This is a genomic window from Streptomyces sp. CG4, assembly GCF_041080655.1.
Lineage (GTDB): Bacteria > Actinomycetota > Actinomycetes > Streptomycetales > Streptomycetaceae > Streptomyces.
Genome location: NZ_CP163525.1, coordinates 5,184,585 through 5,209,034 on the forward strand (window position 1 = coordinate 5,184,585; position 24,450 = coordinate 5,209,034).

The 24,450-nt window shown below is 69.0% G+C and carries 29 protein-coding genes; 17 read left to right on the forward strand and 12 right to left on the reverse strand.

From position 1 onward, the window contains the following. Nucleotides 1–250 precede the first annotated feature (250 nt). From AB5L52_RS23455 to AB5L52_RS23470, 4 genes are all read left to right on the forward strand, one after another. A complete protein-coding gene (locus tag AB5L52_RS23455) occupies nt 251–1,021 on the forward strand; it encodes a trypsin-like peptidase domain-containing protein (protein ID WP_369365998.1) in 771 nt (256 codons plus the stop codon). Between the two features lie 73 nt (nt 1,022–1,094). Then, complete coding sequence (locus tag AB5L52_RS23460; protein WP_369365999.1) at nt 1,095–2,834, forward strand: serine/threonine protein kinase; 1,740 nt, start codon at nt 1,095–1,097, stop codon at nt 2,832–2,834. 99 nt (nt 2,835–2,933) lie between these two features. Continuing rightward, the gene (locus tag AB5L52_RS23465; RefSeq protein ID WP_351030921.1) at nt 2,934–3,935 is read left to right on the forward strand and encodes a bifunctional lytic transglycosylase/C40 family peptidase; all 1,002 of its coding nucleotides are present in this window, start codon (nt 2,934–2,936) and stop codon (nt 3,933–3,935) included. A gap of 173 nt (nt 3,936–4,108) precedes the next feature. Then, on the forward strand, nt 4,109–4,804 hold the full coding sequence (locus AB5L52_RS23470; protein WP_369366000.1) for a phosphatase PAP2 family protein: 696 nt from the start codon (nt 4,109–4,111) through the stop codon (nt 4,802–4,804). A 56-nt stretch (nt 4,805–4,860) separates the two neighbouring features. On the opposite strand, the gene AB5L52_RS23475 is transcribed toward AB5L52_RS23470, so the two are convergent. Next, nucleotides 4,861–6,414, reverse strand: coding sequence for an FAD-binding oxidoreductase (locus tag AB5L52_RS23475; RefSeq protein WP_351030958.1), 1,554 nt, complete (start codon nt 6,412–6,414; stop codon nt 4,861–4,863). A 377-nt stretch (nt 6,415–6,791) separates the two neighbouring features. On the opposite strand from AB5L52_RS23475, the gene pstS reads away from it, so the two are divergent. From pstS to pstB, 4 genes are all read left to right on the forward strand, one after another. Then, complete coding sequence (pstS, locus tag AB5L52_RS23480) at nt 6,792–7,925, forward strand: phosphate ABC transporter substrate-binding protein PstS (protein ID WP_351030917.1); 1,134 nt, start codon at nt 6,792–6,794, stop codon at nt 7,923–7,925. Nucleotides 7,926–8,051: 126 nt separating this feature from the next. Continuing rightward, entirely contained in the window at nt 8,052–9,059 is a 1,008-nt protein-coding gene (pstC, locus tag AB5L52_RS23485) for a phosphate ABC transporter permease subunit PstC (protein WP_351030915.1), read from the forward strand. Then, complete coding sequence (gene pstA / locus AB5L52_RS23490) at nt 9,056–10,117, forward strand: phosphate ABC transporter permease PstA (protein ID WP_351030913.1); 1,062 nt, start codon at nt 9,056–9,058, stop codon at nt 10,115–10,117. The genes pstC and pstA overlap by 4 nt, the downstream gene beginning before the upstream one ends. A gap of 76 nt (nt 10,118–10,193) precedes the next feature. Further along, the gene (gene pstB, locus AB5L52_RS23495; RefSeq protein ID WP_351030911.1) at nt 10,194–10,970 is read left to right on the forward strand and encodes a phosphate ABC transporter ATP-binding protein PstB; all 777 of its coding nucleotides are present in this window, start codon (nt 10,194–10,196) and stop codon (nt 10,968–10,970) included. Between the two features lie 173 nt (nt 10,971–11,143). Here the strand turns inward: pstB and AB5L52_RS23500 are convergent, their stop codons facing one another. From AB5L52_RS23500 to AB5L52_RS23515, 4 genes are all read right to left on the reverse strand, one after another. Then, entirely contained in the window at nt 11,144–11,524 is a 381-nt protein-coding gene (locus AB5L52_RS23500) for a hypothetical protein (RefSeq protein WP_369366003.1), read from the reverse strand. Next, nucleotides 11,521–11,778: an Arc family DNA-binding protein gene (locus AB5L52_RS23505; protein WP_369366005.1), complete on the reverse strand. Its 258-nt coding sequence runs from the start codon at nt 11,776–11,778 to the stop codon at nt 11,521–11,523. Before AB5L52_RS23505 ends, AB5L52_RS23500 begins: the two co-directional genes overlap by 4 nt. A gap of 88 nt (nt 11,779–11,866) precedes the next feature. After that, nucleotides 11,867–12,193, reverse strand: coding sequence for an ATP-binding protein (locus AB5L52_RS23510; RefSeq protein WP_369366006.1), 327 nt, complete (start codon nt 12,191–12,193; stop codon nt 11,867–11,869). Between the two features lie 9 nt (nt 12,194–12,202). Next, on the reverse strand, nt 12,203–12,337 hold the full coding sequence (locus tag AB5L52_RS23515) for a hypothetical protein (protein WP_369366008.1): 135 nt from the start codon (nt 12,335–12,337) through the stop codon (nt 12,203–12,205). A 226-nt stretch (nt 12,338–12,563) separates the two neighbouring features. Here AB5L52_RS23515 and AB5L52_RS23520 point away from each other — a divergent pair, with 226 nt between their 5' ends. From AB5L52_RS23520 to AB5L52_RS23555, 8 genes are all read left to right on the forward strand, one after another. Continuing rightward, nucleotides 12,564–13,418 carry a helix-turn-helix domain-containing protein gene (locus AB5L52_RS23520; RefSeq protein ID WP_369366010.1) on the forward strand — a complete coding sequence of 285 codons (855 nt, stop codon included), beginning with the start codon at nt 12,564–12,566 and terminating at the stop codon, nt 13,416–13,418. A 10-nt stretch (nt 13,419–13,428) separates the two neighbouring features. Further along, nucleotides 13,429–13,605, forward strand: coding sequence for a DUF397 domain-containing protein (locus tag AB5L52_RS23525; protein WP_369366011.1), 177 nt, complete (start codon nt 13,429–13,431; stop codon nt 13,603–13,605). A gap of 88 nt (nt 13,606–13,693) precedes the next feature. Continuing rightward, the gene (locus AB5L52_RS23530) at nt 13,694–13,921 is read left to right on the forward strand and encodes a hypothetical protein (RefSeq protein WP_369366013.1); all 228 of its coding nucleotides are present in this window, start codon (nt 13,694–13,696) and stop codon (nt 13,919–13,921) included. Further along, complete coding sequence (locus AB5L52_RS23535; protein WP_369368954.1) at nt 13,908–14,423, forward strand: DUF6879 family protein; 516 nt, start codon at nt 13,908–13,910, stop codon at nt 14,421–14,423. The genes AB5L52_RS23530 and AB5L52_RS23535 overlap by 14 nt, the downstream gene beginning before the upstream one ends. A gap of 6 nt (nt 14,424–14,429) precedes the next feature. Beyond that, complete coding sequence (locus AB5L52_RS23540) at nt 14,430–15,281, forward strand: helix-turn-helix domain-containing protein (RefSeq protein WP_369368955.1); 852 nt, start codon at nt 14,430–14,432, stop codon at nt 15,279–15,281. Between the two features lie 62 nt (nt 15,282–15,343). Next, nucleotides 15,344–15,565 (forward strand): hypothetical protein, encoded by a 222-nt coding sequence (locus AB5L52_RS23545; protein ID WP_369366015.1) that lies wholly within the window; start codon nt 15,344–15,346, stop codon nt 15,563–15,565. Nucleotides 15,566–15,643: 78 nt separating this feature from the next. Continuing rightward, a complete protein-coding gene (locus AB5L52_RS23550; protein WP_369366017.1) occupies nt 15,644–16,090 on the forward strand; it encodes a hypothetical protein in 447 nt (148 codons plus the stop codon). Nucleotides 16,091–16,167: 77 nt separating this feature from the next. After that, a complete protein-coding gene (locus AB5L52_RS23555) occupies nt 16,168–16,596 on the forward strand; it encodes a hypothetical protein (protein ID WP_369366019.1) in 429 nt (142 codons plus the stop codon). A gap of 68 nt (nt 16,597–16,664) precedes the next feature. Here AB5L52_RS23555 and AB5L52_RS23560 read toward each other — a convergent pair whose 3' ends face one another. Both AB5L52_RS23560 and AB5L52_RS23565 read right to left on the reverse strand, forming a co-directional pair. Further along, the gene (locus tag AB5L52_RS23560) at nt 16,665–17,663 is read right to left on the reverse strand and encodes an inorganic phosphate transporter (protein ID WP_351030908.1); all 999 of its coding nucleotides are present in this window, start codon (nt 17,661–17,663) and stop codon (nt 16,665–16,667) included. Nucleotides 17,664–17,670: 7 nt separating this feature from the next. Beyond that, on the reverse strand, nt 17,671–18,291 hold the full coding sequence (locus AB5L52_RS23565) for a DUF47 domain-containing protein (RefSeq protein ID WP_067120521.1): 621 nt from the start codon (nt 18,289–18,291) through the stop codon (nt 17,671–17,673). A gap of 206 nt (nt 18,292–18,497) precedes the next feature. Here AB5L52_RS23565 and AB5L52_RS23570 point away from each other — a divergent pair, with 206 nt between their 5' ends. Continuing rightward, complete coding sequence (locus AB5L52_RS23570) at nt 18,498–18,842, forward strand: metal-sensitive transcriptional regulator (RefSeq protein WP_351030906.1); 345 nt, start codon at nt 18,498–18,500, stop codon at nt 18,840–18,842. A 13-nt stretch (nt 18,843–18,855) separates the two neighbouring features. Here AB5L52_RS23570 and AB5L52_RS23575 read toward each other — a convergent pair whose 3' ends face one another. The 5 genes from AB5L52_RS23575 to AB5L52_RS23595 form a co-directional block, all read right to left on the reverse strand. Next, nucleotides 18,856–19,014, reverse strand: a complete 159-nt coding sequence (locus AB5L52_RS23575; RefSeq protein ID WP_351030960.1) for a hypothetical protein — start codon at nt 19,012–19,014, stop codon at nt 18,856–18,858. Nucleotides 19,015–19,115: 101 nt separating this feature from the next. After that, nucleotides 19,116–20,036: a hypothetical protein gene (locus tag AB5L52_RS23580; protein ID WP_351030905.1), complete on the reverse strand. Its 921-nt coding sequence runs from the start codon at nt 20,034–20,036 to the stop codon at nt 19,116–19,118. A gap of 332 nt (nt 20,037–20,368) precedes the next feature. Next, entirely contained in the window at nt 20,369–20,776 is a 408-nt protein-coding gene (locus tag AB5L52_RS23585; RefSeq protein WP_351030903.1) for an NUDIX hydrolase, read from the reverse strand. A 19-nt stretch (nt 20,777–20,795) separates the two neighbouring features. Then, nucleotides 20,796–21,992 carry a CHAD domain-containing protein gene (locus AB5L52_RS23590; RefSeq protein WP_369366021.1) on the reverse strand — a complete coding sequence of 399 codons (1,197 nt, stop codon included), beginning with the start codon at nt 21,990–21,992 and terminating at the stop codon, nt 20,796–20,798. After that, complete coding sequence (locus AB5L52_RS23595; protein WP_351030899.1) at nt 21,973–24,327, reverse strand: RNA degradosome polyphosphate kinase; 2,355 nt, start codon at nt 24,325–24,327, stop codon at nt 21,973–21,975. Before AB5L52_RS23595 ends, AB5L52_RS23590 begins: the two co-directional genes overlap by 20 nt. Nucleotides 24,328–24,450 lie beyond the last annotated feature (123 nt).

The following is a 24,450-nucleotide window of genomic DNA, read 5'->3' on the forward strand; positions in this document are numbered from 1 at the left end:
CCTGGAAGCGGGCGCGGGCAGCCGCGGCGGGCGGACTGTCAGTGCCGTGACATACGGTAGTCATTCCTGCTCGTACTGTGAAAGGAGGTGATGCGGGGGCGCGACGGGACATCGCCCAGTACGGTGGTGACGTCGCTGCCTGCGACGTGCCTCTGGACGGTCAAGCTCAGCCGCCGTAGGGAGGTTTCACAGGAAAATCTCAGTGAAGTCGGAGCGGGTTTCTCGCTTTTGTGGGACAGAGTGGGGGCTGATGAAGCGCATCTCACGCATCTCGCTCACCTCGCGTCCCGCACTGCTCGGCGCCGTGGTGATGCTCACCCTGACCTCGGCGTCCGTGGCGGCCGCCGATGACGGGCGGGGGCCCTTGGGGGTCACCGCCGACGTCGTCGTGTCACGGCAGGCGGCGCGCGTCGGCGCGCTGTTCGGCGCGGACCGGGCCGACAGCCTGTCCGGCGGGCACTTCTGCACGGCCTCGGTCGTGCACAGCCCCCAGGGCGACCTCATCGCCACCGCCGCGCACTGTGTGAGCGACACCGGTACCGACCTGGTGTTCGTGCCGGGCTACCGGGATGGGAAGGCACCGTACGGGGTGTGGAAGCTGCGGCACCGCTATCTGCCCGACGGGTGGGCCAAGGAGCAGGACGAGGACAGCGACCTGGCCTTCGCCACCGTCGACGACGTGGACGACAGACCGATCGAGGACGTGGTGGGAGCCAACCGGTTCACGACCGGCACCGCCACCGGCGCCACCGCCGTGACCGTCACCGGCTACCCCGACTCCCGCGAGGCGCCCATCAGCTGCACCAACAAGCCGACCGCGCACAGCAAGACCCAGCAGCGCATCGACTGCCCCGCCTTCACCAGCGGCACCAGCGGCAGCCCCTGGATCAACGGCGACGGCCAGGTCGTCGGCATCCTCGGCGGCCACGAGGAGGGCGGCGACACCGACGACGTGTCGTACAGCGTGGCGCTGGGCAGGGCTGCGGCCGATTTGTACAAGGACGCGACCGCCGAACCCTGACAGATCCCCGGGACGCCGCTGGATCCCCGAGACATCCCGGACCGTCAACTGATCTTCGTGGCAAGGTAGGTCCGTGGATGCGCTCAAGCCTCAGGACCCGCCGCACATAGGCACGTACACGCTGCTCGCCCGGCTCGGGGCGGGCGGGATGGGGCAGGTCCATCTCGGGCGGTCGCCCGGCGGGCGGCTCGTCGCCATCAAGGTGATCCGCGACGAGATCACCGACCATCCCGAGGCGCTGGCCCGGTTCCGGCGCGAGGTGGAGACCGCGCGGACGGTCCGGAGCGCCTACACGGCCAACCTCATTGACGCCTCGTTGGACCGCGCCCCCTACTGGCTGGCCACCGAGTACGTCTCGGGGCCCACCCTGGCCCAGGCCGTCACGGAAAGCGGCCCGCTGCCCGCGGAGACCTGCCGGGGGCTGTTCGCAGCGCTCGCGGAGGGCCTCGCGGCGGTCCACGCACACGGGGTCACCCACCGGGATCTGAAGCCGCAGAACGTCATCCTCTCGCCACAGGGTCCGCTGCTCATCGACTTCGGTATCGCCCGTGGAATCGAGGACACGGCCCTGACCCAGACCGGGTTCGCTCCGGGCACACCCGGATACAGCGCGCCCGAAGTCCTGGTACGCAATCAGGTGAGCCCGAGCGTCGACGTGTTCGCCCTGGGCGCGACCATGGCCTACGCCGTCACCGGGCGCCCCCCGTTCGGATCCGGCGCCGCGCACGCCGTGTCGTACCGCGTCGTTCACGAGGAGATCGACGTCGCCGGTGCGGAGCCGGGCCTCGCGGCGCTGATACAAGAGTGCGTCGCCAAGGATCCCGCTCGACGGCCGGCGCTCGACGCGGTCATAGCACGGTGCTCGGTGTCGTCCTCACTGGCCGAAGACCCGGCGTACGTACGGCTCACCGCCGACGCCGAGCGTCCGCCCCCGGACCTCGCGGCCGCCGTGGCGGCCGGCCTGGCTCCGGCGGCGTCGGCCCAGCTGCCGACGGCGGGTCCCGGGTACATCCCCACGGTCGGGCCCAGGGCCCACATTGCGACGCTCGCTCCGATGCAACAGCCGACCGTTCCCGTGCGTGCGCGTCCCCGGCGCACACGCTGGGTCGTGGGCATCGCGGCCGCGGCCGTCGTCGGGGCGGCCTCCGCCGTGGCCCTGCGGACGATGCAGGACGGGGGACAGGGCGGGAGGCAGGAGGGGAGCGCCACACCGCCCGCCTCCGCCTCCGCGTCGGCGAGTACCGCCGTGCACGAGGTGCCCGCCTACATAGAGAACAACAGGATCTCCAACGACTACTGGCGGTTGTCGACCAAGCCGGACGAAGTCGCCCACGGCATCGGCCAGTGCGGCCTGATCAACGCCGTGAGCCCGCCCGGCGACCTGCAGACCAGTGTCAGCGGCGGCGAGGACCCCGAGTCCGCGTACGTCGGTGAGAAGGCGAAGATCTCCTTCCGGTTCAAGTACGCGGAGCTCTCCGAGTCGAAGCCCGCGCCGTACTACGTCTCGGTGGGGGTCAAGCCGCCGCACGACATCGACGACGAGACGGGCAAGCCGTTCGACTCGATGGGGCCGAACAAGTCCATCGGCTACACCAGCAAGCCCGTCGACATCTACAAGTACTGGAAGGACGGCGGATTCATCGAGCTGACGTACCCGGACGACTTCCAGAGCCACTTCGAGGGTCACATCGCCCCCGGGATTCCCGTGCAGAACGACCCCGGCGACTGGACGGCGGTCCTGTACCACGTCAAGAACAGCCCCACCGACTACGACAGCTTTGGCTGCACGGGCTTCCACGTTCCGGGCCGGTAGGCCGCACGAGCGTCACGAATAGGCCGAAATGTTGGCCGCAGGAACAGACGTGCTGCGAAAGTAGCCTTGAACGCGCCCTGTGTGGGGGAGGGTTGGGTCGTGCGCAAAGTGTGGGTGGTGGGCGGCGTCGCGGTCGGGCTCGGCCTGAGCTTCGTCATGCTGCTCGTCGTCGGGGTCTACGTCGTCGCCGGAAACCTCCTCAACGGCGTCGGCCCGGGCAGTGTGGGACTGGCCAAGGGGGCCGTCCCGGCGGCGTACAAGACGCTCGTACAGAGGTGGGGCAACCTGTGCACGGCCCTCAACCCCGCCTTGCTGGCCGCCCAGTTGTACCAGGAGAGCGGCTTCAACCCGAACGCCAAGAGCCCGGCGAAGGCCGAGGGGATCGCGCAGTTCATCCCTGGCACCTGGGCGACGCACGGAGTTGACGGCGATGGTGATGGCGTCCGCAACGTCTGGGACCCGAATGACGCGATTCCCTCGGCCGCGGCGTACGACTGCGAACTCGCGAAGTACGTCAAGAGCGTGCCGGGGAACGTCTCGGAGAACATGCTCGCCGCCTACAACGCGGGCGCCGATGCGGTGATCAAGTACGGGGGCGTGCCGCCGTACAGCGAGACACAGAACTACGTGAAGACGATCACGACTCTGGAGCAGAGCTTCGCCGCCCCCGTCAGCCGTATCGACCCCACCCAACAGGCCGCCGGTGCCATCGCCTTCGCTCAGAGCAAGCTCGGTACGCCCTATCTGTGGGGCGGTGAGGGTACGGCCGATCAGGGCGGGCGGTTCGACTGCTCGGGGCTGACCCAGGCCGCGTACGCGAAGGTCGGTATCAGTCTGCCGCGCGTGGCCAACGACCAGTACAACGCCGGCCCGCATCCCTCACGGGACCAGCTTCTCCCGGGTGATCTGGTGTTCTTCTCGACCGACCCCAGTGATTCGCGGGCCATCCATCACGTGGGCATCTATGTGGGTGGCGGGTACATGATCGACGCGCCGCGCACCGGGGCCGTCATCCGGTTCGATCCCATCGACGGCACCGACTACTTCGGCGCCACCCGCGTGACGGCGGATGGCGCAAAAGCGCTCCCCACGGCGGTTTGAATGAGTGTGCACCGTGCGTGAACCACCCCCCTGAGCTGCGATGATGAGTCTCTCTTCGATAACGTCTGGGTGATCATTCAGTAGAGCGTGGAACGTATTGATGGGGGTCGTGCGTTCCTGTTGACGTACGCACACGAGGTGCGTCCGGTAGACGACGAAGGGGCCACAGCACCATGGCTGTACTCGCCGAATCCGGATCGAACCCCGACGTCGAACTGCTCTACGACATCAACGGCCTGGCCAAGGACGCCCCGCACTGGTTCGACCGGGTCATGGAGTTCGTCGGCGAGTACGGCCTGCTGCTCGCCATGGTGCTGCTGGTGCTGTGGTGCTGGTGGTCCGTGCGGCGCCGGGGCGGTGAGGACGCCGCGTCCTCCGTCGCCGCGCTGGTGTGGGCGCCGCTCGCGGCCGGCATCGCCGTGCTGGTCAACATTCCGATCCGGGGCTTCGTGCAGCGCCCCCGCCCCTTCGTCGATCACCAGGGGCTGGACGTCCTCATCGGCGGCAAGACCGACTTCTCCTTCGTCAGCGACCACGCCACCATCACCATGGCGCTCGGGGTGGGCCTGTTCGTCGCCAACCGCCGCTTCGGCATCGCGGGGATCGGGCTCGCGCTGCTGGAGGGGTTCTGCCGGGTGTACATGGGCGTGCACTATCCGACGGACGTCATCGGCGGCTTCGCCCTCGGCACGGCGGTCGCGCTGCTGCTGTCTCCGCTCGCCATGGCGCTGCTCACGCCGCTGATGCGGGCGGTGGAGCGGGCGCCGGGGGCGGGGTGGATCGTGCGCCGCCGGTCCGCCCCGGACGTCCCGATCGTCCCCGGCACCCGCCGCCCGGCCCAGTCCGAGGAACGGGATCTGGCGGCCTAGAGGCCGACGGCACCGCGACTCCCCGAGGGGAGCGACCAGCCCCCGCGGACCCCGTCCTACAGCCCCTGCGCGTAGGAGAAGAACCTCTGCGGGTCGTACTGCTTCTTCACCTTGTCCAGGCGGTTCGCGGCGTCTCCGTAATACGCCTTCTTCCAGTTCGACAGCGTCGCGTCCGTGTAGTTCTGGTACGCCGCGCCGGAGGCGTACGGCGCCATGGCCTGGTGGGCCGAGGTGAGCCACGACTGGGCCGAACCGCCGGAGGCCCCCGCCCCCCAGGACGCGATGTACTGCGCCAGCATCCGGGAGCGGCGGTGGACGAAGGCCGTCGCCGTGGGGGAGACGCGGTTGACCGCGCCGCCGAGGGCCGTGAACGCGATGCTGCCCGCGCCGCCCCGGACGGACGCGATCTGCTGCAGCACGGTCTGGATGCCGGCCGCCGACAGCGAGCGGTCGAAGAAGTCCGAGCGGGCCGCGTACGTCTCCCGGCCCAGCCGGCCCTGCGGCGAGCGGCCGGGGGTGGAGCCCGGCAGATGGCACTGCGCGTCCGTCGAGAAGGAGGAGCAGCCGGCGTAGACCTCCATCGCCTCCTCGTAGCCGCGACGGCGCAGGGTGACGGAGGAGGCGTTCGCGCCGGCCGCGTGGGCCAGCCGGTCCACGGCGTTCTGCAGCTCCCCGTAGGTACCCATGGAGAAGCAGGCCACGGAGATGGACGGGGTGCCGCCCGGGGAGCACGACAGGTGCAGCGAGGACCAGATCTCGTCGGGCTGGCTCGGGCCCCACTCCTGCCAGGCCTTCAGTACCCCGGCGGCCTTCGCCCACGGCCATGTCATGTACGCCGTCACCGCCTGCGGTGCCGCGTGGGTCTTGAACTGCAGCTCGGTGACGACGCCGAAGTTTCCGTTGCCCGCGCCCCGCAGTGCCCAGAAGAGGTCGGAGTGGGACGTGGCATCGGCGGTGACCTGGGTGCCGTCCGCCGTGATCACGGTCGCCTGGGTGAGGCTGTCGCAGGTCAGGCCGTACGCCCGGGAGGCGACGCCGTGGCCGCCGCCGAGCACCAGGCCGGAGACGCCGACGCTGGGGCAGGAGCCGGCGGGTATGGTCACGCCCTTCGCGCCCAGCGCCCGGTAGACGTCGATCAGTTTGGAGCCGGCGCCCACCACCGCCTGCCCGCCGCTGACCCGTATGCGGTTCAGCCGGGAGACGTCGAGGATGAGGCGGTTGTCGCCGGAGGAGTAGCCCGCGTAGGAGTGGCCGCCGTTGCGTATGGAGATCCGTATGTTGTGGGCCTGGGCGTAGGCCAGGGTCGTACGGATGTCGTCGGCGTGCGCCGCGTAGGCCACGGCGGTGGGCTTCAGGCCGTCGAAGCGGGTGTTGTACAGCTGGTGGGCCGTCGGCCAGGCCGCGTCGCCGGGCCGGATCAGGGTGCCGTCCAGGTCATGGGCGAGGTCCGTCCAGTTCGCGGCGGCGTTCACGCTGGTGGTCTTGAGGGACGTGAGAGACGATGAGCCCGTGGCGGACGTCGTGGACCTGCCCGAGCCCGAGCTGCACCCAGTGAGTGCGGTCGCGGCCAGGGCGGCCGTGCCGCCTGCGATGAACGTCCGGCGTTCCATGCCCATCGTGCTCAGTCACCTCTCCCCAGGCCCCCTTGGCCTTTCCTGGGGTGAGATGGCGCTGTGGACCGGATTGGTTCGCGGGATTCGCAACAGTTCGCACACAGACAGGCGAACGTCGAAGACGTGTGCGCGTAACCCTGCCGTCGGAACCTCCGTGTGCCCTCCCTGTAAGCATTCCGTGACCTTACCGGGCCGATGGCAGGGGTTCACCCGCCGTTCACTTCCGGCCATCGGCGGCTTCACCTGTTCTGCCTAATTTCGGCCGTGCACGGTGCGGAGCGCGGCCATTCATGCGCTCGGCCATATGAGCGCTCACAACTCTCGATACTTCGCACGCCGCCCCTAGCGGCGGCTCCTGGAAGGAACACCCGAAAGTGAAGCTTCAGCGCAAGAACCGGCTGCGCGCCCTCTCCCTCGGCGCGATCGCCGTCTCCGGCGCCCTGGCCCTGACGGCGTGCGGCTCCGACGACACCGGCAGCGGTTCGAAGGCCTCGGGCAACCCGTCCGGCGCCGCGAACGCCTCCTCGATCAAGTGTGACGGCGCCAAGGGGCAGCTGCTGTCCGACGGCTCTTCCGCGCAGAAGAACGCGATCAACGCCTGGGTCAAGAACTTCTCCCAGGCCTGCAGCGTGCAGATCAACTACAAGGCCGGCGGCTCCGGTGCCGGTGTGACGTCGTTCACCCAGGGCCAGATCCCGTGGGCCGGTTCCGACTCCGCGCTGAAGCCCGACGCCGTCGCCGCTTCCAAGAAGGTCTGCTCCGGCGGCCAGGGCATCGACCTCCCGATGGTCGGCGGCCCGATCGCCCTCGGTTACAACCTGAACGGCGTGGACAACCTGGTCCTGGACGCCCCCACCGTCGCCCAGATCTTCGATGGCAAGATCAAGAACTGGAACGACCCGGCGATCGCGAAGCTGAACCCGAAGGCGAAGCTTCCCGACCTGAAGATCCAGGCCTTCCACCGCTCGGACGACTCCGGCACCACGGACAACTTCACCAAGTACCTGAAGGCCGCCACCCCGGAGAACTGGAAGTACTCGGGTGGCAAGACCTGGCAGGCGAGCGGTGGCCAGTCCGCCGCCCAGTCCTCCGGTGTGGCCCAGCAGGTCAAGCAGACCAACGGCGCCATCGGCTACTTCGAGCTCTCCTACGTCGGTGACGGCGTCAAGGCCGCGAGCATCAACACCGGTGCCGCCCAGCCGGTCGCCCCCAGCACCGACAGCGCCACCAAGGCCATCGCGGACGCCAAGATCGTCGGCGTCGGCAAGGACCTGTCGCTGAAGCTGAACTACACCACCAAGGCCGAGGGTGCGTACCCGATCACCCTGGTGACCTACGAGATCGTCTGCGACAAGGGCAACAAGGCCGACACCCTGCCCACCGTCAAGTCCTTCCTCAACTACATCGCCTCCGAGGACGGCCAGAAGATCCTGAGCGGCATCAGCTACGCGCCGATGCCCGAAGAGATCATCAGCAAGGTCCGCACCACCATCGCGGGCCTGAGCTGACCTGATCCGAGAGTGCGGCCCGGTTCCCACGGCCTCCCCGCGGGCCGGGCCGCACCGTCCGGTGCACCGCCGCCAAGAGTCGCCCACCCCACCGGGTGAGAGGCTCAGCAGACCGGAGAATCCCTGATGGACATATCGACTAAAACAACTGACGCATCTCCCCCCACCCCCCAGCCGGCCGCCGTCGGGAAGCGGGGTGCCGCGCGCACCAAGACCCGCCCCGGCGACCGTGTCTTCCTGGGCCTGTCACGAGGCTCGGGCATTCTGCTGCTGGTGATCATGGCCGCGATCGCGGTCTTCCTCACCTATCGCGCGTCCCTCGCGATCAGCAAGGACCACGCGAACTTCCTGACCACCTACGAGTGGAACACCAACCTCATCCCGCCGACCTTCGGCATAGCCGTCCTGGCCTTCGGCACGGTGGTCTCCTCGGTCATCGCCATGGCCCTGGCCGTGCCGGTCGCCGTCGCGATCGCGCTGTTCCTCACCCACTACGCCCCGCGCAGGCTGAGCGGTCCGGTCGCGTACGTGATCGACCTGCTCGCCGCAGTGCCGTCCATCGTCTACGGCCTGTGGGGCGCCCTGGTGCTCGTACCGCACATGAACGGCCTGTTCGGCTGGCTGAACGACTACCTCGGCTGGACCGGCATCTTCTCCTGGGACGGCGGCGCACCGCGCTCGATGCTGACCGTCGGCATCCTGCTCGCGATCATGATCCTGCCGATCATCACCAACGTGAGCCGCGAGGTCTTCCGCCAGGTCCCGCAGATGCACGAGGAGGCCGCCCTCGCCCTCGGCGCCACGCGTTGGGAGGTGATCCGCATGGCCGTACTGCCCTTCGGCCGCTCCGGCGTGATCTCCGCCTCCATGCTCGGCCTCGGCCGCGCCCTCGGCGAGACGATGGCCGTCGCCACCGTGCTCTCCCCGGACTTCGACATCCACGCCAGCCTGCTCAACCCGGGCGGTGGCACCTTCGCCCAGAACATCGCCAGCAAGTTCGGCGAGGCGACGCAGGACGGCCGTGACGCGCTCATCGCCTCCGGTCTGATCCTGTTCGTCATCACGTTGCTGGTCAACGGCGCGGCCCGCGCGATCATCGCCCGCCGCAAGGAGTACTCGGGGGCCAACGCATGAGCACCGCAGCCGTCACCGACAAGCGTCCCAGCACGCTGCGCAGCGCCAGCCTGCCGAAGTGGTCGCCCTGGGCGATCGCCGCGGGCTCCCTCGTGGTCGCCGTGGGCATCGGCCTGGGCGCCGGCCTCAGCAGCAAGATCGAGTGGGGCCTGATCGCCGTGCTGCTCTTCGTCTTCGGCACCTTCGCCGTCGCGGCGAAGGTCGAGGGCAAGCGGCAGGCCAAGGACCGCGTCGTCACCGCCCTGGTCTGGGTGGCCTTCCTGCTCGCGCTGATCCCGCTGGTGTCGCTGATCTGGACCACCGTCAAGCGCGGTGTGAAGGTTCTCGACCCCTACTTCCTCACCCACTCGATGGGCATCGTCGCCGACTCCGACCCGGGCGGCGGCATCTACCACGCGATCATCGGCAGCCTGGAGCAGGTCGGCCTCGCCACCCTGATCGGCGCCCCGATCGGCGTGCTCACGGCGGTCTACCTGGTGGAGTACGGGCGCGGCAACCTCGCCCGGGCGGTCACCTTCTTCGTCGACGTGATGACCGGTATCCCCTCCATCGTGGCGGGTCTGTTCATCCTCAGCCTCATGCTGATGTCCGACATGCAGCCCTTCGGCTTCGCCGGCTCGCTGGCCCTGGCCATCCTGATGATGCCGGTCGTCGTCCGCTCCACGGAGGAGATGCTCAAGCTCGTCCCGAACGAACTGCGTGAGGCGTCCCTGGCGCTCGGCGTGCCCAAGTGGCGCACCATCCTGAAGGTGGTCCTGCCGACCTCCATCGGCGGCATCACCACGGGCATCATGCTGGCCATCGCCCGCATCGCGGGCGAGACGGCCCCGATCCTGCTGCTGGTATGGGGCAACAGCTTCATCAACAACAACCCGTTCTCGGGTGCCCAGCAGGCGCTGCCGCTGTACATCTACCAGCAGTACGCGAACAGTTCGGGTTCCACGGCGGCCTACGACCGTGCCTGGGCGGCCTCTCTCACGCTGATCGCCTTCGTGATGATCCTCAACCTGGTGGCCCGCGGCATCGCCCGCTGGAAGGCCCCGAAGACCGGTCGCTAAGGCGACAATTTCCGGCTCCGCCGGGCGGGGCCCCCTCAGCGACCGAGCTTGAATTTCTGGAAGTGAAGTAGACGACATGGCCAAGCGAATCGACGTAAGCGGACTGACCGCCTACTACGGCTCCCACAAGGCGATCGAAGACATCTCGATGACCGTCGAGCCGCGTTCGGTGACGGCGTTCATCGGCCCCTCCGGCTGCGGCAAGTCGACGTTCCTGCGCACGCTGAACCGGATGCACGAGGTCACCTCCGGTGGCCGCGTCGAGGGCAAGGTGCTGCTCGACGACGAGGACCTGTACGGCCCGGGCGTCGACCCGGTGTCCGTCCGCCGCGAGGTCGGCATGGTGTTCCAGCGCCCGAACCCCTTCCCCACGATGTCGATCTTCGACAACGTGGCGGCGGGTCTGCGCCTGAACGGCAACTACAAGAAGAGCCAGCTGAACGACATCGTCGAGAAGTCGCTCAAGGGCGCGAACCTCTGGAACGAGGTCAAGGACCGCCTGAACAAGCCGGGCTCCGGCCTCTCGGGCGGCCAGCAGCAGCGCCTCTGCATCGCGCGGGCGATAGCGGTGGAGCCGAAGGTCCTCCTGATGGACGAGCCCTGCTCGGCCCTGGACCCGATCTCCACGCTCGCCATCGAGGACCTGATCGGCGAGCTGAAGGAGCGCTTCACGATCGTCATCGTGACGCACAACATGCAGCAGGCCGCGCGTGTCTCGGACCGTACGGCGTTCTTCAACCTGGCGGCGGTCGGCCAGCCGGGCCGCCTGATCGAGATCGACGACACGGAGCGGATCTTCTCCAACCCGTCGGTCCAGGCCACGGAGGACTACATCTCCGGCCGCTTCGGCTAGGCCGAGACGGTCTCATAGGACCCCTCGCGGTGCTGCATGGCGGTGCCACCGCGAGGACGCAAGAGGGCCCGCCCCCGGCTCCCGGGGGCGGGCCCGCTGCGCGTCCGCTGCGCTCGGCTTGAGCCGTTGTCCGCGGGCTCCGCTCAGTAGTGCCGCGTCATCAAGCGCGGCCTTTACGGATTGAGGTCCAGCACACGGGCCAGCTCGCCGATCCACCGGTCCGGGGTGGTGGTGGCGATGATCGCTCCGTCGGGACGGTCCGGGGTGGGCTGAGCGGCGTACTGACAGTGCGCCGCCGCCCACGTGTTCTGCTGGGCTACCGCCAGGGTGGCGGGCAGGTCCAGGTCCAGGACGGTGACGGCGGGCAGGGCGGTGAGATGCTCTGCCGTACCGGGACGGGCCCGGTCGGCTTCGACCAGTGCGCACGCCGGGGCGTACAGGTACCAGCCGGCCTCCACATGGGCGCGGTGGATCAACCGGGACGCAAGGACGTTGCCCCGGCCGGCTGCGGCCACGGCGGTGTCGTCCAGGACGATGTGCATCGCGTCGCTCACCGGGCCGCCGCCTGGGCCAGCCGGCGGTCCAGCTCGCTGTCGAGGTCCCGTTCCTCCGCAGGACCCGGCGCGTAGCCGGTCCACCCCTTCAAGGCGGCGCGGGCTTGCTCGGCCTGCTCGGCCCGCTCAGCGGGGGTGAGCAGGGTTTCGGCGAGCCGGGCCAGGTAGGCGCGCAGCGACATCCCTTCGGCTGCCGCTACGGCGGCGAGCCGGTCCCGGGCTTCCTCAGGGATACGGACGTTGGCGTCGGGCATCGTCGGACTCCTCTGCGCACCATGGATACGGGTACGTGCCCGTATCCAACGGAAGGAGGCAGGGCCCGGAGGCGGGTGGGAGGTGTTGTCAGGCAATAGCCGTCCACCCGGCTCGCTGCCCGCCCACCTCGAACCACAGCAACTTCCCGGCGCCTCGGTCCAGTGGGCTGTCCCCGAGGGCCAGGCCGCCCCATGAGTCGGCGAACTCCTGTACGAGGTGCAGACCACGCCCCTCTTCGTCGTCAACCGGCGCGAGCGGAACCCGATCCCAGGGCGGCTCCCCGAAGGGCGCGGGGATGTGCGGGTGCCTGTCCCACACCCCGACCCGAATCCTCCCGTCGGCCAGGGCGGTGAGTCGGAGTGAGGCGGGCCCGTTGGTGTGCCGGTAGGTGTTGGTGACGAGTTCAGACGTCAACAATTCGACCTAGTCGAGGACTTCGTGTCTGCCGTGTCCGTTCAGGATGGCCCGTACGGTCGTACGGGCGACACGTGCCGCGCGGGGATCATGAGGCAGGCGAAGGGCGTACACCCAGGTGTCGGGCAGGGATACGGTGCCCATGGAAACCTCCAGCGAGAGAAGGGACTCGGGCCAGCTCAACGACCGCGCCGGGCGGTGGCTCTGCCTGGGGTAGGTGCGCTTCCGGCTTACAGGCGAGGGGAGTTGGGTGGTGCGGGCTCTACAGTAGAGCCGAATGGAAGATGAATCTCCCAAATCTGGGAGATGTGCCTACAGTTACCTCGTGTGGGTTACGAGAGCGCCGCGTCTCAGCCCGAAAGGACGTGCCTTGCCGCCGACCAACAACCCCACTCTGCGTCAACGGCGTCTCGGTACCGAGCTGCGCAGGCTTCGTGAGCGGTCCGGGCTTACGGTCACCCAGGCCGCGGCGCTGCTGGGCGTCAACCAGGGGCGTGTCAGCATGATCGAGACAGGCCGCAGCTCCCTCAGCGCCGACCGCGTCCGATCGCTGGCATCTGCGTACGACTGCTCGGACGGGCCTCTGATCGACGCCTTGGAGGCGATGACGGGACGCCGGATGCGCGGCTGGTGGGAGGAATACCGCGAACACCTCCCGGCCGCACTGGTCGATCTTGCTGAACTTGAGCACCACGCGGCCGGATTGCGGGTGGCCCTCGCGATGCATATTCCCGCACTGCTGCAGACCACGGACCATGCCCGCGCCCTCTTCCGGGCAGTGGTCCCGCCCATGCGGCAGTACGAGATCGAGCACCGCCTCACGCACCGCATGAAACGACAGGGAATCCTGCACCGGGAGGAGCCGCTCGCGTACGCGGCGATCATCCACGAGTCCGCTTTGCGAATGGGCTTCGGTGGCCCCGACGTCAGGCGCGGTCAGCTCAAGCATCTCCTTGACATGAGCGAGCTGCCTCACGTCACTGTCCAGGTGATCCCCTTCGACGCGGAGTACTACCCGAGCACAGGTCAGTCCTTCGACTACGTCGAGGGCCCGGTTCCACAGCTCGACACGGTGCAGCTCGACACCCACCACGGTGGGTGCGGATTCCTCGACGGGGAGGCACAGTTGAGCAAGTACCGTGCCGTGTTGGATCACATGGAGTCCTGTGCGCTCGGGCCCGCCGAGTCGCGCGACTTCATCCAGAGCCTCGTCCGGGACATCTGAGAGAGCGACCGTGCAAATACTCCATTGGCAGAAATCGACTTACAGCGGCGACAGCTCGAACTGCGTCGAGATAGCCACCACACCCGCAGCCGTCCGCATCCGCGACTCGAAGAACAGCACCGGCCCCCAGCTCACGGTTACCCCTCACACTTGGGCGGCCTTCCTGCCGTTCGCCGCCGAAGCGTAGAAGTTCGTGCAAGTTCGTCGCGGTGGAGTCATGTTGGCATGCAAGCTCATCCCCAGTGATCGCCCACCACGGTCGAAGGAGGCCAGGCATGGCGTTGCGCAAGCTGGGAAAGGCCCCCGAGAGCCCGGAAGGCAAGTCGCCGACCGTGTACCTGGACGACGAGAAGGACACCTACTTGGTCCAGGGCTGGAAGGTGGCCGATGAGGACAGGCGCTCGCAGTTGGATCTCCCCGGTCACGAAGACGTCGTAGAGATCCCCCGACGCATGGTGCAGTTCTTCCTGGAGGTGAACAGCGGTGGCGATGCCGACGCTTGAGGAGCGGCTTCGGCGCTGCACCCGTGCCGCCGTACACCTGGAGATGCGTGACGGGTACATGCGCTCCGATCCGCGGTTTGAGGCCTGGCAGCAGGGCGTCAGGAACAACCCGGCCGACAGCGACCCTGAACGCCGGCCGTGGCTGCGGCTGATCGCCGACCTGGCGGCCCAGGGGGTCGAGGTGCGCAGGGCGCGGATCGTGTCGGAGCCTGTGTCGGACTACATCAGGTTTGAGCATCACCTGACGGACCCAACCGTGGCGGCGGGCGAGCAAGTGCGCTGGCTGCCTCGCCGCCGTGCCTCCGGGCTCGCCCTGCCGGGCAACGACTTCTGGCTCTTCGACGAGAGTTCAGTGGTCTTCCACCACTTCGCCGGTGATGGCGAACTCGCCCCGGACGACGAGGAGTTCACCGTCGATCCGGCGGTTGTGAAACTGTGCGCGGACGCGTTCGAGGTCGTCTGGTCCCTGGCAGTGCCGCACGCGGACTACCAGCTCACCTGATCCACAATCCCCGGCGTGACCTCATCCAGCGTCAAGCAAGCACGGCAGGCCCTCGGCCGGCGTCTGCGCGAGATTCGCAAGGACGCCGGCCTCACAGCTCGCGAGCTGGCACGGCGTGCCGGCTGGCACGAGTCCAAGTGCTCGCGTCTTGAGAACGGGCACACGCCTCCGTCCGATGCTGACATCCGCACGTACACAGCCCATTGTGCTGCCCATGGGCAGACAGCTGACCTGATTGCAACAGCACGCGGCATAGAGGGTGCGTACATCCAGTGGCGGCGCATTGAGCGGGCGGGCCTGAAGCGCGTCCAGCAATCAGTAGCGCCTCTGTTCGAGCGCACGCGCCGCTTTCGTGTCTACCAGTCGTGGGTGATCCCGGGCCTGCTCCAATCTGCCGCGTATACGCGAGCTGTACTGAGCACCGTGGGGCATCTGCGGGACGTGCCCGACGACATCGACGAAGCCGCAGCCGTCCGCATGGATCGCCAGCGCATCCTGCACTCCGGCGACCACAGGTTCGCGATGCTCGTCGAGGAGTGGGTGCTGCGAACGGTCATCGGCGACAGCGCCACCATGGCCGGAGCGCTTGGCCACCTCATCTCTGTCGCTTCGCTGCCCTCGGTCAGCCTGGGCGTCATTCCCCTCGGCACGCCCCGTGGCGCTGGATGGCCCGTCGAGTCGTTCACCATGTACGACGACGCGCAGGTCAACGTGGAGCTCGTCTCCGCTCACCTGACGGTCACCCAGCCTGGTGAGATCGCCGAATACACCAAGGCGTTCGCGGAGCTGTCGGCCATCGCTGTGTACGGCGTACAGGCCAGATCGCTCATCACCGCTGCCATCGATGCCCTCGGGTAACCGCCGCGCAAGTCCGTAGAAGCTCATCGACCCCAAGGCCATCACCGCTCCAGCCTGGCACCATGGCCAGAATCCGGCAGACCTGCCCCGACCCGCGTCCCGTTGATCTTCCGATCGGCTTCAATGCCTGGCTCCTGGACTGCGCTCCCGTCGCTGACTGCGGGACCTGCCAGTCCGAGTGGCAGCGCCTCAACGCGGCCAAGGAACTCGGCGACATCACGCAAGCCGCCAAGCACGCCACGAACATCCGCGGTCACGCGCCCGATGGTCACTCACAGCGGTAAGGCGCAGTCTGCGCCGGCCTCCGGCAGGCCGTGCACAGGCAAGCGCACATCAGATCAGAGGGAAGAGAGGACTTCCGAATGACTGTGGCACCTGAAATGCAAGCCGTCGCCTCGCGGCGCGGCCGGGACCTCGTGTCGCCCAAGCTGTTCGCGAGGCTGGCGGACTTCTGCGCCGAGGAGTACGGGGACGAGAGGTCCATGGCCGAGCGGATCATGAACGAGGCCATCACCCTGTGCTACGTGATGGGCAGCACCAACGCGGGCGACGTCATGGCTCCGAGCAAGGTCGTGGACCCCGGTTGGCACACGTTCATGCTCCACACCGAGGACTACGCCGACTGGTGCACCGAGAACTTCGGCTACTTCCTGCACCATCGGCCGAACAGCAAGGTCCGCACGCAGGGCCTCATGGTCGACGTCGTCGGGCGCATCAGGGCCGAGGGCTTCGCGGTCGACGAGCGTCTCTGGGGCGCCGCGGCGGAGTGCAACGCGCCGACATGCTGCGGCGACGGTCCCTGCTGCTGACACCGGGCGTTGTCAGTGCCGGCCGCTAGAGTCCCGGCCCTCACGATCCGGGACTCTGGGTGCAAAAGGGAGTTTTCATGGCGACTGCCGAAGGAACCAAGGGCCGGGGTCGGGTGACCGTCTTCTCCATGTTCGGGCCCGTCTTCGGCTACGCGACCACTCTCGTGGATGACCAGCAGCTTGCCTTCGTGGGGCCGCTGACCCCCGGTGTCGGGTGGCGTCTGCTCTGGACGATGGCGGAGCGGTGCCACAACGGCGGGGTGACGGAAATCAGGAAGGCCGAGTGGATCGTCTCGCAGGCGTCCCGGGCGTTCATCTGCGGCAGCGGCGTCGTGACGAAGCTCTCCGACGCTGATTGGGTGATGGAGGCTGGTGGCTGGCTCGTGGAGCTTGGCGGATCCTGGTGCAACCAAGACGTGCTGGTCACTGGCAACCTCACGGTGCCTGCACTCACCGCCGAGCAGATCGCCGCGAAGCACACCCAGTACCCGCAGTACGCGGACTGACAGCACAATGCCCACCCCCTTGGCCGGCTTTTCAGCCGACCGAGACGGGTGGGCGGGTGGAAAAAGAACTACAGCACCGTCAGCTTGAGGAGGCCCAGGGCCAGGGCTGCGACCAGGGCCGCCGCCGGCATCGTGATGAACCAGCCCAGGACGATGTTCTTGGCCACGCCCCAGCGGACCGCGTTGAGGCGCTTGGTGGCGCCCACGCCCATGATGGCCGAGGTGATGACGTGGGTCGTGGAGATCGGCGCCTTGAAGAGGAACGCCGTGCCGAACATGATCGAGGCGCCGGTGGCTTCGGCCGCGAAGCCCTGCGGGGGGTCCAGTTCGATGATCTTGCGGCCCAGCGTGCGCATGATGCGCCAGCCGCCGGCGTAGGTGCCGAGCGACAGCATGATCGCCGAGACCAGCTTCACCCAGACCGGGATCGGGTCACCGAACGTCTCATGGCCGGAAATCACCAGTGCCATCACGACCACGCCCATGGTTTTCTGGGCGTCCTGGAGGCCGTGGCCGAGGGCCATGCCCGCCGCCGAGACCGTTTGCGCTATGCGGAAGCCCCGCTTGGCCTTGTGCGGGTTGGCGCCGCGGAACATCCACATGATCGCCAGCATGACCAGGTAGCCGCCGACGAGGCCCACCACGGGGGACAGGAACATCGGGATGATGATCTTGTCCACCACGCCGTTCCAGTGGACGACCGTACCGCCGGCCAGGGCCGCGCCCACCAGGCCGCCGAACAGGGCGTGCGAGGAGGAGGACGGCAGGCCGAAGTACCAGGTGATCAGGTTCCAGGCGATCGCGCCGACGAGCGCCGCGAAGAGGATGCCCATCCCCGTCGAGCCCTCGGGCGTGGCGATCAGGCCTTCGCTGACCGTCTTGGCGACGCCCGAGCCCAGGAAGGCACCGGCGAGGTTCATCACCGCCGCCATGGCCAGAGCCGCCCGCGGGGTCAGCGCCCGCGTCGACACCGACGTCGCGATCGCGTTCGCCGAGTCGTGGAAGCCGTTCGTGTAGGTGAAGATGAGCGCGACCGCGATGGTCACGACCAGGGCGAAGGTGTCCATCGACGCCTCAGGACTCCTTGACGGCGATGGTCTCCACCGTGTTCGCCACGTGCTCGAACGCGTCCGCCGCCTCTTCCAGGACGTCCACGATCTGCTTGAGCTTGAGCACCTCGATCGCATCGTACTTGCCGTTGAAGAGGTGGGCCAGCAGCTTGCGGTGGATCTGGTCCGCCTGGTTCTCCAGCCGGTTGACCTCGATCCAGTACTCGGTGAGGTTGTCCAGGGTGCGCAGATGCGGCATCGCCTCGGCCGTCAGCTCGGCCGCCCGGGCCAGCACCTCGATCTGCTGCTCGACGCCCTTCGGCAGCTCCTCGACGTTGTAGAGGACGACCAGGTCGACGGCCTCCTCCATGAAGTCCATGATGTCGTCGAGGGACGATGCGAGGGAGTAGATGTCCTCGCGGTCGAACGGCGTGATGAACGAGGAGTTCAGCTGGTGGAAGATCGCATGCGTGGCGTCGTCACCCGCGTGTTCCGCGGCCCGCATACGCTCTGCGATCTCGGCTCGGGCAGGTGCGTCCGCCCCGAGCAGTTCCATCAGGAGTTTCGAGCCGGTGACGATGTTGTCCGCGGATGCGGCGAACATGTCGTAGAAGCTCGTCTCCCTGGGGGTCAGACGAAAGCGCACGTGGGGTCCTCGGGGTGCTTCGGTTTCGGTCAGGCTGATGCTAGGCGCATCATCCGGCCACGGCTAATGGGCCGCATCCCAGTGTCGCCCATCGGGCAGATTGATCAGCACGGGGGCGTACCAAGGGCTCCTTACCCCGCGAAGTTCGTTACCATATACCCACCAGGGGTATCTATTACCGGCTCGTACCGACATGGAGGCTCGCGATGACGACGACCGAGGCCGGCGCCACGGCACCCTCCGGGACCGCGAGTGAGTCCGCGCACACCACGCACGGATATCACCAGCAGAAGGACGAGCACCTCAAGCGGCTGCGCCGGATCGAGGGGCAGATCCGCGGGCTGCAGCGGATGGTTGACGAGGACACGTACTGCATCGACATACTCACCCAGGTCTCCGCCTCCACCAAGGCGCTGCAGTCCTTCGCGCTGCAGCTGCTGGAGGAGCATCTGCGGCACTGCGTGGCCGACGCGGCGGTCAAGGGTGGCGACGAGATCGACACGAAGGTGGACGAGGCGACGAAGGCGATCGGCCGGCTGCTGCGGTCCTGACCTGTCAGGCCGGTCAGGACTCCCGTTCCTCGGCCACCCGGAGCACCTCGTCGATGCTCTCCAGGCTGAGCCGGTCCTCGGCCTCGGAGGCCGCGATGATCAGCTCTCCGCACAGCTCGATCTCGGCGAGGGCCACGTGGTCCTGCACCGCCGTACCGCCGACTGGAGCCACTCGCCTCACCTCTTTTCCACAGTCACCGACTTCCTAGAGTAGGCAGCGCCCTACACAACGCGCATGGCACGGACGGGCTACTTACGGGGTGACACCCCGGACTAGTGCCCGCCCTCGTGCCCCTCCATGTGTCCGTCCGCATGGTGGTCCGTGCGCCCGTCCGCGTGCTCGTCCGGGCTGTCGTCCTCGGCGATACGGCCCGCGTAGATGTCCGCCGGGCGCGGCAGCCGTACGTCGGCGGGGGCGCCGAAGTCGTACAGCAGGGTCGTCGAGGCGACCGCCACGGGGGTCTGCTGCCGGCCGTTGACGAAGCTGAAGCGCTGTCTGAGCTTGCGGATGCGGCCCTGGTCATCGAGATAGGCGTCGAACGGAACCTCGGCCGTGGCGAACCCTTTCGCCGCCGCGGCCAGCGGCTGCCGGTTCTCGGCGGAGGCGGCGCGCGCCGCGCCGCTCAGGTTCGCCGTGCCCCGGTAGTGCCGCACCGGTGTCCCGCCGACCTCGGTCCGGCCGACGTACGTCGCCGTCCGCGTCCCGCGCAGCACCTCGGCCGCCGCGTACGGATCGGTCGCGCCGCCGGTGACCAGGTTGCCGTCGGACAGGGTGGCGGTGTCCACCCGTACCCACTTGTTCGCCGGCACGCCCGCGCCCCGGTTCCTCATGAACAGGGCGCCGGGGGCGAGGAGTTCGGTGATCGGCTGGTGCTCGGCGGTGCCCGCCGGGTCCTCGGGCAGGACGACCGTGAGCCGCCCGAGCCGGTGCCCGTAGTCGTAGACGCCCTGGCCGCGGATGGTGACCCGGGTGCCGCCCGTGGCCATCTCCATGGAGGTCGTGGCCTTGGAACTGCCCGCGCCGCCCAGCGTGTCGGCGGCCCGGTGCAGGATGGCGACCGGATCGCCCCCGCCCTTGACGTCCTCGGCGGCGGCCCCGGTGCCGGAACACCCCGTCGCCCCCGCCCCCAGGCCGAGCAAGATGCCGACCGCGACGAACGTTCTGCCCGTGTTCCTGTGCTGCCGCCGATCCATCGCCTGCCTACCCCCAGCCGGTACGTCCGTCACGGGCCCCCTGTCGTCCGGTTAACGACGGGTAGGAGGTGCCGTCACGCGGCGGCGGTAGCCCCGGACGGGCGTATGAGCCCCATGCGAGCGCCGTGTGAGCCCTGGCGCCGCGGGATGGGTAACGTTGTCGGGGTGACAGGCGGCGCGGCAGACCAGGACGGGCCCGAGCGTGCCCGCTCCGGGCCGGGACATTGCACGACGACGACCGAAGAGGGCCGGTTCTGCGTGGCCCGCTGCAGCTGCGGCTGGCGCGGCCCCGCCCGCAGGGCCCGCAGTCAGGCCCGTACGGACGCGGAGGCTCACACGGCCAGTCTGTGAAGGGCGTCCACCAGGTCCCGGTCGCGGGGCTGGGTGAGGCGGCTGCGGGCGGCGGCGGGGGAGAGCCACAGGATCCGGTCCACTTCTTCGTTCGGGGTGAAGTGGCCGGAAATCGCCTCCGCCGCCCAGTAACGCACCTGTTTCGGGCGGCCGTTGGCCAGATAGTGCATCGTCGGCAGTTCCGGTCCTGGCCCGGCGGTGTACCCGGTCTCCTCCGCGACCTCCCGAAGGGCGCCCGCGAGCGCGTCCTCACCCCGCTTGAGCTTGCCCTTCGGATGCGACCAGTCGTCGTACTTCGGCCGATGGACCAGACATATCTCCAGGTCACCGGCGATGGGCGAGCGGCGCCACAGCACGCAGCCGGCCGCTCGCACCAGGGTGTCGCTCACACCGCCTCCTCGTGGGACCTCAGGATGCGCTGATGGTCTGCTGCTGCCACGCCTGCTGGAAGGCGAATCTGGCCGCCTCCACCTCGTGCCGCTGATCGGCGTGGAGCACGCCCAGGGCGTACGCCGTCGCCGGTGCGATGCGGGGGGTGCGCGCGGCCTGGGCCGCCGCCGCTGCCGCCTCCGAGGCGTCCCGGTGCCGGTTCAGCGCCTGGCCCGCCGCCAACAGGCGTACGTCCACAGGGGAGTTGCCCGCGTACAGCACCTCCCGGGCGTACCGGTGCAGGCGCAGCAGCAGCCGGACCTGGTGCCAGGGACCGTCCTGGGGGTGGGGGGCCGGGTCCGGGGACAGGCCGTGGACCAGGGCCTCCGCGTTGTACGGGTGGCCCGCGGTGATCAGGGGCAGGCCCGCGATGGCGTCTGTCAGCCGTTCCTCCGCAGCGGCTGCCAGGGGGCGCAGGTCCGTGGTCGGCGCGGCGGGCGTGAGCGGGACCTCGCTGGCCAGTACGGCGACCTTGTCGGCGACGGCGTGGAAGCGGGACGAGCCCAGGGCCTGGAGCGCCGTGGAGTGGGCCCTTGTGCGGGCCAGGGTCAGCTGGCGCTCCAGCAGGGCGCCTGCTTTGGCCGCGCCCACCGTGAGGTTGCCGCGTTCCGGTGCGGACGTCGGGCCGGCCGTGCCGCCGCCGGGAGGTGCCGCTCTCTGCGGGACGGGCGCCGCCCCGGCGGCACGGCTGCCCGCGGCCACGGCGACCGTCACGTCGCCCGCTCCCGCCGCTGTGCCCGCGCCGCCGCCGCCCGCCGCCGGCTGACCGGGGAACCCCGTCGCCCCCGACAGCCGGTGCAACGCCAGCAGCAGGCGCTCCAGGCGGGCCTCGTAGGCGTGTTCCAGGCCCAACGTGCCGGAGAGCCATGCCAGTTCGGGGCGCATCTCCTCGGACCAGTCGGGGTCCAGCAGGGGACGGAACGTGTGCAGGCTGCCGCTGATGCGGCGGGCCGAGCGGCGCAGGGCGCGCGCCGCGTCGACGGACTCCTCCGCGCCGCTCTCCCCCGTGTTCGACCGGTCACGCGCGGCGGCGCCCCCGTTGGCAGCGCCGTTCTCCCGGTGCAGACGCAGGGCGCGGAGGAACTCCGTGGCCTGGGCGCGCAGATACGTCGCCAGGGCGTCCCCGGTCACCACCTCGGCCGTGGGGTCCGTCGGTTCAAGGTGTTGCTGTGCCACGCCGGCGCCTCCGCGCGTCTATGAGCATCTCCTGGACGTTGCGCAAGGGCTGTCCGTCCGCGTCGGTCGCGTGCCGGATCCACTCGCCGTCGGGGCCGAGGTGCCAGGAGGAGGTCGTGTCGGACATGCCGGTGTCGAGGAGCCGGTTCAGCGCCGCCCGGTGCGCCGGGTCGACGACGCGGACCAGGGCCTCGATCCGGCGGTCGAGGTTGCGGTGCATCATGTCGGCGCTGCCGATCCACACCTCGGGCTCGCCGCCGTTGCCGAAGGCGAACACCCGGGAGTGTTCGAGGAAGCGGCCGAGGATGGAGCGGACCCGGATGTTCTCCGACAGGCCCGCGACACCCGGGCGGATCGCGCAGATGCCCCGCACCCAGATGTCGACCGGCACGCCGGCCTGGGACGCCCGGTAGAGCGCGTCGATGACCGCCTCGTCGACCATCGAGTTGACCTTGACGCGGACGAAGGCGGGGCGGCCCGCATGGTGGTGCTGGACCTCCTTGTTGATCCGCGCGACCAGGCCGTCCCGCAGCGACTTGGGGGCCACCAGCAGGCGGCGGTAGGTCTCCCGGCGCGAGTAGCCGGACAGGCGGTTGAACAGGTCGGACAGGTCCGCGCCGACCTGCGGGTCGGCCGTGAGCAGGCCCAGGTCCTCGTACAGCCGGGCGGTCTTCGGGTGGTAGTTGCCCGTGCCGACATGGCTGTAACGGCGCAGGGTCTCGCCCTCCTGGCGGACCACCAGGGACAGCTTGCAGTGCGTCTTCAGGCCGACGAGGCCGTAGACGACGTGGCAGCCGGCCTCCTCCAGCTTCTTCGCCCACTTGATGTTGGCGTGCTCGTCGAAGCGGGCCTTGATCTCGACCAGGACGAGGACCTGCTTGCCGGCCTCGGCGGCGTCTATGAGCGCGTTGACTATCGGGGAGTCGCCGGAGGTCCGGTACAGGGTCTGCTTGATCGCGAGGACGTCCGGGTCCTCGGCCGCCTGCTCGATGAAGGCCTGCACGGACGTCGAGAAGGAGTCGTACGGGTGGTGCAGGAGCACGTCCCGCTGGCGCAGGGCGGCGAAGATGTCCGGTGCCGACGCCGACTCGACCTCGGCCAGGTCGCGGTGGGTGCCCGCGATGAACTTCGGGTACTTCAGCTCCGGCCGGTCCAGGTGGTGGATGCGGAACAGGCCGGTGAGGTCCAGCGGGCCGGGCAGCGGGTACACCTCGGCCTCGGAGATCTTCAGCTCGCGGACCAGCAGGTCGAGGACCTCGCGGTCGATGGACTCCTCGACCTCCAGGCGCACCGGCGGGCCGAAGCGGCGCCGCATGAGCTCCTTCTCCAGGGCCTGGAGCAGGTTCTCGGCGTCGTCCTCCTCGACCTCCAGGTCCTCGTTGCGGGTGAGCCGGAAGGTGTGGTGCTCCAGGACCTCCATGCCCGGGAACAGCTCTTCGAGGTGCGCGGCGATGACGTCCTCGATGGGGACGTACCGGCCGGGGCTGCTCTCCAGGAAGCGGGACAGCAGCGGCGGCACCTTCACGCGCGCGAAGTGCTTGTGGCCGCTGACCGGGTTGCGTACGACGACGGCCAGGTTCAGGGAGAGGCCGGAAATGTACGGGAAGGGGTGGGCGGGGTCGACGGCCAGCGGGGTGAGGACCGGGAAGATCTGGTGCCGGAACAGGGTGAACAGGCGGGCCTGCTCCTTGTCGCTCAGCTCGTTCCAGCGGACCAGCTGTATGCCCTCCTCCGCGAGTGCGGGGGCGACGTCCTCGTGGTAGCAGGCGGCGTGCCGGGCCATCAGCTCGCGCGAGCGGGCCCAGATCATCTCCAGCACCTCGCGGGGCTGCAGCCCGGAGGCGGAGCGGGTCGCGACACCGGTGGCGATACGGCGCTTCAGTCCGGCGACCCGGACCATGAAGAACTCGTCCAGGTTGCTGGCGAAGATCGCGAGGAAGTTCGCGCGCTCCAGCAGCGGGGTGTTCGGGTCCTCGGCCAGCTCCAGGACGCGCTCGTTGAAGCCGAGCCAGCTGCGCTCCCGGTCGAGGAACCGGCCCTGGGGCAGGGGCGTACCCTCTCCCTGCGCTTCCTCGTACCCGTCGAGGTCCGCGTCGATGTCGGGTTCCAGGTCGGAGACCGTGGCGGCCACCGTGTGGGGGCGGTGCGCGGCGATGGACCCCACGGGAGGCTGCGCGTGCTGGACAGGTGCCTGGGCGTCTTGCTGGCTCATGAGTCCATTCTTCCGCGCCGCGGGGGTGACGGGCGCGTCGGAACGTGCGGGCGGGAGCGTCACGGCCCCGTTCAGCGCGGGCCCCTCGGGGGGCGGCGAAGGCTCTGGCACGGCGGGCTTCATTGGCCGAGCGTCGCAAGCTTGGCTGAATCAATGGTTACGGAGACATGACGTGCGGGATAGCGGGGGGCGGCTCCCGGAGGTCTACATCGCGAAAGTTACGGATTCCGGGAGCCGTTTCCGGCT